General features: G+C 40.6%; 11 protein-coding genes. 7 read left to right on the top strand and 4 right to left on the bottom strand.

Features of this window, described 5'->3' with window-relative positions:
- Position 1: 1 nt before the first annotated feature.
- From rfbD to gcvT, 4 genes are all read right to left on the bottom strand, one after another.
- On the bottom strand, positions 2-871 hold the full coding sequence (gene rfbD, locus WCM76_02215; GenBank protein MEI6764425.1) for a dTDP-4-dehydrorhamnose reductase: 870 nt from the start codon (positions 869-871) through the stop codon (positions 2-4).
- A gap of 2 nt (positions 872-873) precedes the next feature.
- Complete coding sequence (locus tag WCM76_02220) at positions 874-1809, bottom strand: UDP-glucuronic acid decarboxylase family protein (GenBank protein MEI6764426.1); 936 nt, start codon at positions 1807-1809, stop codon at positions 874-876.
- Positions 1806-3134 carry a UDP-glucose/GDP-mannose dehydrogenase family protein gene (locus WCM76_02225; GenBank protein ID MEI6764427.1) on the bottom strand — a complete coding sequence of 443 codons (1329 nt, stop codon included), beginning with the start codon at positions 3132-3134 and terminating at the stop codon, positions 1806-1808. The genes WCM76_02220 and WCM76_02225 overlap by 4 nt, the downstream gene beginning before the upstream one ends.
- A 292-nt stretch (positions 3135-3426) precedes the next feature.
- The gene (gene gcvT, locus WCM76_02230; protein MEI6764428.1) at positions 3427-4515 is read right to left on the bottom strand and encodes a glycine cleavage system aminomethyltransferase GcvT; all 1089 of its coding nucleotides are present in this window, start codon (positions 4513-4515) and stop codon (positions 3427-3429) included.
- 187 nt (positions 4516-4702) lie between these two features.
- Here gcvT and WCM76_02235 point away from each other — a divergent pair, with 187 nt between their 5' ends.
- The 7 genes from WCM76_02235 to WCM76_02265 all read left to right on the top strand — a co-directional run bounded on the left by WCM76_02235 (position 4703) and on the right by WCM76_02265 (position 11343).
- A complete protein-coding gene (locus WCM76_02235; GenBank protein ID MEI6764429.1) occupies positions 4703-6595 on the top strand; it encodes a nucleoside-diphosphate sugar epimerase/dehydratase in 1893 nt (630 codons plus the stop codon).
- 109 nt (positions 6596-6704) lie between these two features.
- Entirely contained in the window at positions 6705-7013 is a 309-nt protein-coding gene (locus WCM76_02240; protein MEI6764430.1) for a DUF2752 domain-containing protein, read from the top strand.
- Between the two features lie 58 nt (positions 7014-7071).
- A complete protein-coding gene (locus WCM76_02245) occupies positions 7072-7422 on the top strand; it encodes a hypothetical protein (protein ID MEI6764431.1) in 351 nt (116 codons plus the stop codon).
- A 21-nt stretch (positions 7423-7443) separates the two neighbouring features.
- A complete protein-coding gene (locus WCM76_02250; GenBank protein MEI6764432.1) occupies positions 7444-8958 on the top strand; it encodes an NAD(P)H-hydrate dehydratase in 1515 nt (504 codons plus the stop codon).
- Between the two features lie 281 nt (positions 8959-9239).
- The gene (locus WCM76_02255) at positions 9240-9986 is read left to right on the top strand and encodes a ParA family protein (protein MEI6764433.1); all 747 of its coding nucleotides are present in this window, start codon (positions 9240-9242) and stop codon (positions 9984-9986) included.
- Positions 9987-10024: 38 nt separating this feature from the next.
- A complete protein-coding gene (locus WCM76_02260) occupies positions 10025-10360 on the top strand; it encodes a hypothetical protein (GenBank protein MEI6764434.1) in 336 nt (111 codons plus the stop codon).
- 476 nt (positions 10361-10836) lie between these two features.
- On the top strand, positions 10837-11343 hold the full coding sequence (locus tag WCM76_02265) for a thioredoxin domain-containing protein (protein ID MEI6764435.1): 507 nt from the start codon (positions 10837-10839) through the stop codon (positions 11341-11343).
- Positions 11344-11395 lie beyond the last annotated feature (52 nt).

An 11395-nucleotide genomic window follows, 5' to 3' on the forward strand; every position in this document is an offset into this window, starting at 1 on the left:
CCTAGAACTGCGGTGTTAGCAGCTTCTGGATACAATCACTTAAACTATCTTTCCATTGTGGTAGGCTGATACCAAAACGTTCGCTTATCTTCTGTTTACTGAGAATGCTGTTTTGCGGACGTTTCGCGGCAGTAGGATAATCGGACGTTGTAATGGGATTTACCGTGCATGGAATCCCTGCCATTGAGGTAATCGCCACAGCAAATTCATACCAGTTGGTTTCACCGGCATTTGAATAATGAAATATCTCTGCCCTGTCAGTATCTTTAATTTGAGGAATAATATCGAGAATAGCTTTGGCAAGATCGCGCGAATAGGTAGGAGTCCCCGACTGGTCGGCTATAACACGAAGTGAACCTTTTTCGCCTGCAAGGCGCATCATCGTTTTTACAAAATTATTTCCGTAAGATGAATACAGCCATGATGTGCGTACTATAATTCCGTTCACACCTGAAGCTATCATTACCTGCTCCCCGGCAAGCTTACTGGCACCATAAACAGATTGTGGATTGACTTCATCACGTTCTGTGTATGGTCTGTTGCTATTTCCGTCAAACACATAGTCGGTTGAAACCTGAACCATAAGAGCATTGTGTGTTAACGCCGCTTCAGCGAGATATTGAACCGCAGTTTTGTTAATTTGATAAGCCGCTTCCGGTTCCGATTCAGCCTTGTCAACGGCGGTATAGGCAGCGCTGTTGATAATGCACTGTATATTGTGCAATGTCATAAATTTATGAATCGCTGCACGATTGGTAATATCAAGCTCTGCAACATCGGTAAAATGAAAAGTATCGTTGGTGTACGTTCCGGAAATATCGCGCATATCGCTTCCCAACTGCCCGTTTGAGCCTGTTACAAGAATATTCATAATTAAATAATGCTTCTGAAATAATCTATAGTCCTGACCAAACCTTCATCAAGCGCAATTTTCGGCTCCCAGTTCAGAAGCTCCTTCGCTTTGGTGATGTCGGGCTGACGCTGCATGGGGTCATCCTGAGGCAGCGGTTGATAGATAATTTTAGATTTTGAACCGGTTATAGCAATTACTTTCTGGGCAAGTTCAAGAATGGTGAATTCTCCCGGATTCCCTATGTTCACAGGTCCTGTGATGTCGTCTGCTGTGTTCATCAGCCGTATCATTCCTTCAATAAGGTCATCGGCATAACAGAATGAACGGGTTTGTCCGCCATCACCATAAACTGTAATGTCTTCGCCTTTCAATGCCTGAATAATAAAGTTAGAAACAACGCGACCATCGGCCGGATGCATGCGCGGACCGTAAGTATTAAAGATGCGCATGATTTTTATCCTCACATTATTTTGCCTGTGATAATTCACGAATAATGCTTCGGCGCAACGCTTGCCTTCATCATAACAGGCCCTGATGCCAATCGGATTCACATTTCCCCAGTAGCTTTCGGGCTGCGGATGAACATTGGGGTCGCCATATACCTCGCTGGTTGACGACTGCAGAATTTTTGCTTTGATACGCTTGGCAAGTCCGAGCATATTGATAGCACCCATCACAGAGGTTTTGATGGTTTTAATGGGGTTGTACTGGTAATGTATCGGCGAAGCAGGACAGGCAAGATTATAAATCTCATCCACTTCAATAAAAAACGGCGTAGTAACATCATGCCGTATCATCTCAAAATAGGGGTTGTCCAACAGGTGAACAACATTCTTTTTTGAACCGGTAAAATAATTATCGAGGCAGATTACTTCGTTGCCGTCATTCAGCAGGCGTTCACACAGGTGTGAGCCTAAGAATCCGGCGCCGCCGGTAACCAGTATTTTTTTCTTCATTTTCTGTTGGTGTCAATACCGATGCAATAATATGAAAAGCCATTCTTCTGCATCTCTGCCATATCATAAATGTTACGACCATCAATAACAACATGCTGTTTCATCAGGCCTTTCATTTTTTCAAGATCCGGGAAACGGAACTCCTGCCATTCGGTAACAAGTACCAGACAGTCCGCATCTTTCAGACATGCATAGGGCTCTTCCATGTATGCAATTGAATCACCAATACGACGGTGAGTTTCTTCCATTGACGCAGGGTCGTAAGCAGAAACGGTGGCTCCGGCTTTCAAAAATTTATCAATAAGTACCAGCGACGGAGCTTCGCGCATATCGTCGGTTTGAGGTTTGAAGGAAAGTCCCCACATCGCAATCTTCTTCCCTTTAAGCTCGTTGTTGAAATGACGGGCAACTTTGTGATACAAGACCATTTTTTGGTCGTCATTAACATCTTCTACCGATTGCAGTACGCGTAGTTTATAACCGTTTTCTTCTGCTGTTTTAATAAGAGCCTTAACATCTTTTGGAAAGCATGACCCACCATAACCGGCACCCGGATAAATAAATTTATTCCCAATGCGTGTATCGCTGCCTATACCTTTACGGACGAGGTTGATATTCGCACCGATAATCTCACAAAGATTGGCAATATCATTCATGAAGCTAATCTTGGTAGCAAGCATGGAGTTGGCTGCATATTTTGTCATCTCTGCCGAAGGAACATCCATGAAAATGATAGGATGACCGTTCAGGGTAAAAGGTTTGTACAAGGCGGCCATGATTTCTTCTGCTTTTTTTGATTCAACACCCACAACAATGCGGTCGGGTTTCATGAAGTCATCAATAGCAGCACCTTCTTTCAGAAATTCGGGGTTGGAAGCAACGTCAAATTCCAGTTTGAGTCCACGTGCGTCAAGTTCTTCCTGTACTGCGCTGCGAACCTTTTTGGCGGTGCCAACAGGTACTGTACTTTTTGTTACAACCAATATATGTTTTTCCATGTAGCGACCTACTTCTTTTGCTACCGAGATTACGTGTTTGAGGTCGGCACTTCCGTCTTCATCAGGAGGAGTACCAACTGCTATGAAAATCACATCGCATCCTGAAAGCACTGATTTAAGGTCGGTAGTGAACTGGAGATGACCTTTTTTTACGGTCCGTTCTATCATCGCATCCAAACCCGGTTCGAAAATTGGCAAGATACCTTTATTAAGGTTGTCAATTTTATTTTTATCAATGTCAACACAAACGGTATTAATTCCAACTTCGGCGAAGCACGTTCCGGTGACAAGTCCTACATAACCAGTTCCAACTATAGCTATTTTCATATCAATGTGAATTTATAAGTTTAGTATATTTCACGCAAAAATATAAAGAAAGGACTATCAAGCCCTAAAAAAAATTAATACAGTTTTCGAAAGTCATAAAAAAACCTCCCTGTTGCGAGAGCAGGGAGGTAAAAATATATTATGATAAAAACAAAATAATAAAGCAATCATTTGAAATCAAATCCTACGCCATTTTGTTAATTGATTGAAATATAATAAAATAAATCATTGTCACTGTTAATAAATGTTCCCATTCACAGAATTTGATTCTCAATTTTGGAATGCTTCTCGTTTAGCTTTTATAAAAAGGGAATTTCACAACCTTTGCCTTAAGAAGTTTTTCCCTGATTTTGACATAGATTTCAGAATCGGGTTTCGCCAACGCTGCAGGAACATATCCCATACCAATGCCTTCTTTCAACATAGGCGACATGGTTCCGGAAGTTACTTCACCAATAATGCTGCCGGTGGCATCCGTAATTTCATAATGCTGTCGGGGAATGCCTTTATCTATCATGGTAAATCCCACCAGACGCTTTGAAACGCCTTCGTTCTTCTGTTTCAGCAATAAAGCTTTATCAATGAAGTCTTTTTCATCCGTAAATTTAGTAATCCAACCAAGACCTGCTTCAATAGGAGACGTCGTATCGTTGATATCGTTTCCATACAAGCAGTAACCCATTTCAAGCCTTAGTGTATCGCGTGCCCCAAGCCCAATAGGTTTAATGCCGAATTCTTTACCGGCTTCCATCACAGCATCCATAATTTTGAGCGCGTCGGCATGGGCAAAATATATCTCGCATCCCCCTGCGCCTGTATAGCCCGTTGTCGAGAAAATAACATCCTTGACGCCGGCAAACGTGAGTTTTTTGAAGGTGTAATACTCCATATCCGTCACAGTCGTATCGGTGAGTTTTTGCATGGCCTTTAATGCGAGCGGACCCTGTATAGCAAGCTGCGAAATCTCGCCCGATGCGTTATAAAGATCGGCGCCCATTTTATTCTGGCTGCTGACCCATGCCCAGTCTTTGTCAATGTTTGCGGCATTTACAACTAAAAGATAGGTTTCGGCGTTAATGCGATATACCAACAGGTCGTCAACAATGCCGCCTTTACCATTCGGGAAACATGAATACTGAACTTTACCATCTACCAGCTTTGATGCATCATTGGATGTTACCCACTGTACAAAATCAAGTGCTTTCGGGCCTTTCACCCAAAATTCACCCATATGCGATACGTCAAATACACCCAGCGCTTTGCGCACTGTTTCGTGTTCGGCATTTACACCTTCAAACAGCACGGGCATGTAAAACCCGGCAAACGGAACCATTTTAGCGCCCATGGCTTCATGTACACTTCTAAAAGCAGTATCTTTCATTATTTTCGTATTTAATAATTGTAATTCTTGTTCGGCAAAAGTATGAAATTCCGCTTATCTTTTCCTGAAAATGGGATTAAGTTTTAAGCAGTTCGGATCATCCTTGGAATTGTACAAAAATCTCAAATAATTTCTGTTTCTCCAATGCCTGAAAATATTCATACCTTTGGTGGTAAAATAAATGCTTATGCCACGGCCTTTTGCCAAATTTAATATTCCTCGTTGGGCAATCTTTACGATTGACCTTGTAATAACAGCATTATCGATTATTTTAGCCTATTTATTACGGTTTAACTTTGATATTCCGCCCAAAGACAGCCACGCACTGCCGTATGTTTTAATATTTGTAGTCGTGGTAAGAGGGCTTAGCTATATCATTGCTAAAACCTATGCCGGTATTATTCGTTATACCAGCACCAGGGATGCCGTCCGCATTGGAATCGTTGTTGCTGCCGGAAGTGCGCTTTTTGTTCTTACGGATGTTATTTTATTTCATTTTGTTATAAGTATCAACTTCATCCCGTATTCAATTGTTATCATCGACTTCATTACAACAATTCTGCTGTTAACAGCATTCAGGATTGTAGTAAAAATTATGTATCTCGAGCTGAATACTTCTTCTAAAACCCGCACCAACGTTATAATTTACGGTGCAGGTGAAGCCGGCGCTTTTGCAAAACGCGCACTTGATCGCGATGCGGGAACAAAATACAAAGTGCTGGCCTTCTTTGACGATAATCCGCGTAAAACAGGCAAAAAAATTGAGGATGTTGAAATATACAGTACAACAGAACTCGATAAATTTCTTGCAACAAATGCCGTCGAGCATTTAATTATTTCTATCCAGAACCTCAAGCCGGGCAAGAAACAAGAAATCATTGAGATTTGCCTCGGTCACAATACAAAAGTTCTGAACGTGCCACCCGTTAGCCGCTGGATTAATGGCGAACTGAGTTTTAAACAGATTAAAAAAGTTAAAATTGAAGATCTGCTTGAACGCGACGAAATAAAACTTGACGAAGCACTCATCGGACGTGAATTACTCGGAAAAAAAGTTCTGGTTACGGGTGCTGCCGGCTCGATTGGCAGTGAGCTGGTGAGGCAGCTTGTGCGTTTTCATCCGGAAAAGCTTATTCTTATTGATCAGGCTGAATCACCGTTATATCATCTGGAGCTTGAACTTACAGAGATATTAAAAAGCGCCAATTTTGAAATAATTATTTGTGATATCACCCATAAAGTACGGATGGATAAAATTTTTGATGTATTCCGTCCTGATATTGTTTATCATGCTGCGGCATATAAGCATGTACCCATGATGGAAAGCAATCCGGTGGAAGCCGTGGTGACCAACGTATTTGGAACGCGTGTAATTGCCGATCTGGCTGTGAAATATCACACCGAAAAATTTGTAATGGTTTCAACAGATAAGGCCGTGAACCCAACCAGTGTGATGGGTGCATCCAAACGAATTGCAGAAATCTATACGCAGTCACTGAATAAGCTGAACGGAACCCGGTTTATTACTACACGCTTCGGAAATGTCCTTGGCTCTAATGGATCCGTGATTCCACTGTTTCGTGAGCAAATTGAGAAAGGGGGTCCGGTTACTATAACCCATGCCGAAGTAACCCGTTATTTTATGACCATTCCGGAAGCCTGCCGTTTGGTACTGCAGGCCGGTTCCCTTGGCAAAGGAGGTGAAATTTTTATTTTTGATATGGGCAAATCGGTCAAAATTATTGACCTTGCAAAAAAGATGATAAAACTTTCGCGACTTACTCTCGGCAAAGACATACAGATTATTTATACTGGTTTACGTCCGGGCGAAAAATTATACGAGGAACTGCTCAACGATCAGGAAAATACATTGCCAACACACCATCCGCAAATTATGATTGCTCAGGTTAAAGAATATGACCTTGATACGATTTCTCAAGAATTAGACGTTCTGGAAGACTCATTGAAACAACATGAAAATTTTGAGATAGTCAAAAAAATGAAAGCAATTATACCCGAATATAAAAGCCAGAATTCGATCTACGAAAAACTTGATATTTTCGACGGACAGGAACAATAGGGATTTGAAGAATGTGGAAATATTGGGAAATCTTAAACTTACTTGATTTTCATAACCATACTTATTTGATAAACTTCTGACTCCTGACTTCTTTTTTATCTTCTGCCATATGTCTTTCATTTCTCAATTGATTAACTGGCTCGAACATCACCAGCGTCCCTGTTTGTATAAAAAATATTTGGGCATTGAATGCCCGGGTTGTGGATTACAAACATCGTTTATTGAACTATTAAAAGGAAATCTGTCGCAGAGCTTTCGCGCTTATCCCGCATTGCTTCCATTAATCGTATTGTGCATTTATGGGTTGATATATGTTATTTTTAAATTCAAAAAAGGAGACATTATCTTGATAATAATTGCTATTTTTACAGGTGCTCTTATGATAGGCAGTTATCTTACCAGGCTGGTCTTTCATTAATATTATTGGAGCGGTTAATTGAAAAATATTCTATTGTTGTATTTCAAAAATTTATTTTATGGAAACCCAGATAACTTCAAATGAAAACATGCAGCAACAGTCTGCAAAACCTGAAATGTTGCCGTATGCATTGCCGGCAATGATTATCGGAATTGTATCGCTGGTGGTATTTTGCTATATGGGATGGATTATGGCCATTGTTGGACTGAATCTTTGGAAAAAGGCAAAAGCCGAATGGGATGCAAACCCCGGTAAATACAGCTTAACGTCATTCAAAATGGCCAATGCCGGACGTATTTGTTCTACAGTTGGTATTATTGTAGGTTTGGTTGCCATGGTCTACTGGGTAGTCTATTTCATTTTTATCATTGGCCTTGCAACGCATTCATACCACCATTTTAATTTTTAAGGATTCCTAATTATTTTGCAAATGAAAATTCTCGCTGTTGAACAAATACGCGAAGCTGACGCCTTTACTATAATTAACGAGCCGGTTTCCTCTATTGATTTAATGGAACGTGCGGCAGGGGCGGCTTTTAATTGGTTGATGCAGCGATTTGGTCGTTCCGGGTCGTTTATAATTTTTTGCGGAACCGGCAATAATGGTGGCGACGGGCTTGTTATTGCCCGGATGCTTGCTGCTAAAAATATTTCTGTGAAAATCATCATTGCGCACTTCACTGATAAATCTTCAATCGATTTTTCTGTAAATCTCGATGCGCTTAAAAAAATCAGAAATATCTCAATAAACGAGATTTCTCAAAATGATGTGATGCCGGTTATTCCGAAAGGTTCAATCGTAATTGATGCGTTATTTGGCTCGGGGCTCAATAAGCCGCTTTCTGGCTTTGCCGCATCCTTGGTGAATCACATGAACAAGTCGGGTAACAACATTATTTCAATTGATATTCCCTCGGGTCTTTTTGGCGATGATAATACGCAAAATGATGGCGCTATTATCGAAGCTGCCGTCACGCTTACTTTTCACTGCCCGAAACTCGCATTTATGTTCGCTGAGAATTTCCGTTATACAGGGGAGTGGCATGTTATTCCTATTGGTCTTCACAGGGAATTTGTGCAGAATGTACCGGTGCAGAATTATTTTCTTGAAAAAGCTGATTGCTTTTCGATGGTCAAAACCCGCCAACAGTTTTCACATAAAGGAAATTTCGGTCATGCCCTTTTAATTGCCGGCAGCTATGGAAAAATGGGCGCGGCAGTTCTCGCTGCTTCGTCGGTTCTTAAAGCCGGCGCCGGGCTTGTTACCGCGCATCTGCCTCGGGCTGGTTATAACATAATACAAACATCGCAGCCGGAAATAATGGTGAGTGTTGACGAGCACGAAATGTTCTTTACCGGCTTGAACGATATCGGTGACTACAATGCAATTGCTGTTGGTCCGGGGCTCGGTAGTGCTCCTGAAACCCAGAGCGCGCTTAAACGGCTTATCCAGAATTCCGGTGTGCCTCTTATTTTCGATGCGGATGCGATAAATATTCTTGGCGAAAACAAAACATGGATACCGTTTGTTCCTGCAAACAGTATATTTACACCTCACCCTAAAGAGTTCGGGAGACTTACAGGTACTGATTTCAATGGAAATGGCCGTAGGAAGGCTCAGGTTGAGTTTTCCAAAAAACATGGGGTTTACGTAATCCTCAAAGGGGCCTACACCAGCATCAGTTGCCCCGACGGAAGCTGCTATTTTAATTCAACAGGAAACCCCGGAATGGCTACAGCGGGAAGCGGTGATGTGCTCACGGGTATTTTGCTTGGGTTGATGGCGCGAGGATATAATTCAAAAGAGGCCTGCCTGCTGGGCGTTTATCTTCATGGACTGTCGGGCGATATTGCCGCTGCGCGCTTCGGTCAGGAGTTTATTACGGCTTCACTCATGAGTGATAATTTATACAAAGCCTTCCGTGCTCTCAAACCAATCGTTTAATTTGGGGAAATAGTGATTCAGGAATTAGGAATTACGAAAAACACCCTCAATTTTTAAAACAACTGCATGAAAATTCGATGTTATTTTCCTGCTTTCTGATACATATTACTTGTTCCCTGTTCCCCAATACCCAATCCCTGACAACTAATCCCTGTTATAAACTGTTTACTTGATAAACATAGTAATAATAATAATCAAAATAATAATTGTTTTTCGAGTAATAAAATTGGAAAAATTTTGTATTTTTGCACATTCAAAACCTATAAATATTACATTGAATCATGGCAAAAGTAATTGCAATAGCAAATCATAAAGGAGGTGTCGGAAAAACTACTTCTGCAATTAACATAGGGGCGGGTCTCAGCCGTAAAGGGAAAAAGGTGCTGCTGATTGATATGGATCCACAGGCTAATCTTACGCAAAGTTTGGGCGTTAAAGACCCTGAGTTTACTGTTTATGGCGCCATTCGTGGTCAGTATGAATTGAAACCGTTGAATATAATCAAGAATCTTGACCTCATTCCTTCTACTATCGACTTATCCGGTGCAGAAATTGAATTGAGTGCGGAAACAGGCAGAGAATACATTCTGCGCGAACTCATTGAACCGGTTAGTTCTAAATATGATTATGTCATTATTGATAATCCGCCATCATTGGGATTGCTCACCGTAAATTGCCTGACTGCTGCCGACGAAGTTTATATTCCGCTGCAGGCACAGTATCTGGCATTACAAGGATTGAGTAAATTAATGGAGGTGATAGAAAAGATAAAAAAGCGGCTTAATAAAGAACTGGAGCTCGGAGGTGTATTCATCACACAATTCGACAGAAGAAAAGTACTTAACAGAAATGTTGTTGAAACCATTGAATCTCATTTTGAAGGCGCTGTGTTTAAAACACGTATCCGCGATAATGTCGCACTTGCCGAAGCACCAACCTGTGGCCTGGATATCTTCAGGTATGAGCCGGATTGCTATGGTGCGCTTGATTATGCCGACCTTTGCAAAGAAATTCTGAAAAGAAATTAGTTATAAAATGACCCTAATAGCATTATAAAAATTGTATCATGGCTAAAAAGAATTTTTCTGGTGGACTCGACAGTTTGTTATCGGGTCCGGTTAAAAATGAAGCTCCTGCTGTAAAAAAAATCGCGAAGGAAAAAGCTGCAGCGGCACCTCAGCCTAAACCTGCAGTTGAAAAAACTTCTAAAATTGGAACAAAAGAGCATGAAACCCGTGCTACATTTATTGTTTACGAAGAGCAGCTTGAAAAACTAAAAGCGATAAGCTATTGGGAACGTCTTCTGATAAAAGATGTAATCAGCGATGCATTTGCTGATTTTATTGCTGCTTATGAAAAGAAGCATGGTAAAATAAAAGCTGTTCCTGTCAGAGGCAAATAGGTCATTTTTGCTGAAGACAATCTATGATTTTTTTTCTGAATTTCCAGCAGGTCATTTGACGTAATTCAAACGTGCGCGATAATTCCCATGAGGAAATATCTGGAGTGCAGCAAACTGTATAAAATATCCTGAATGCCTGTAAAATCGGCATTTTGCAATGATGAAACGGTGTATGAGCCGTGGCTGATTCTTCATATTTGCATCGCGTACACCTTCTTGAAAATTCAGTTTTTCCACTACAGTAATTTGTATTTCCGCACTTCACACAATAATACTCTTTTTCCCACTTTTGTTGAGCAAGAAACTTCAGACAATCACTGTCTGTTTTGAAGCGTTTATCAAATTGTGCGGCTGAAATACCGTGGAAAAGAGAGCCCATTTTTAATGATTATTATCACAAAAGTAAAATTATTTGGTGAGATTAATGCGATTTGATTAATTTATTTTTATCTTCGCTGTGAATTTAAAATTACAAAATGAAACAGATTAGATTTTTTGTATTGTCCATGTTGACAGTGGTATTATTTTCTTGTTCATCGCCATCATCTGATGGGAGCAAGGATGCTAAAAATGACAATGGTCAGAACAATCCGACAAAAGAGGAGGCTGCAGTTGATGTTGCCGGAACACCCATACACCTTAATGATGCTGATTTTTTGAAAAAAGTGTATGATTACAAATCAAACCCCAAACTCGCATATGTGGGCACCAAGCCTTGTATTGTTGACTTTTATGCCGATTGGTGTGGCCCGTGCAAAATCATTGCACCATATCTGGTTGAACTCGCAGCAAAATATAAAGACGAAATTTTTATTTACAAAGTGAACACAGATAATAACAGGGATTTGTCGCAGTTTTTTAATATAGAATCTATTCCTTCGGTAATGTTTTGCCCGATGAGTGGGCAACCGACAATGATGATCGGGGCAAACCCCAAAGACGAATACGAAAAATTGATTAATAAAATTCTTTTAAATAAATAAGGGCACTTCTAAAAACCAATTGTTAATATAAACATCAGATTGTTAATAACTT

Source organism: Bacteroidota bacterium (genome assembly GCA_037133915.1).
GTDB lineage: Bacteria > Bacteroidota > Bacteroidia > Bacteroidales > CAIWKO01 > JBAXND01.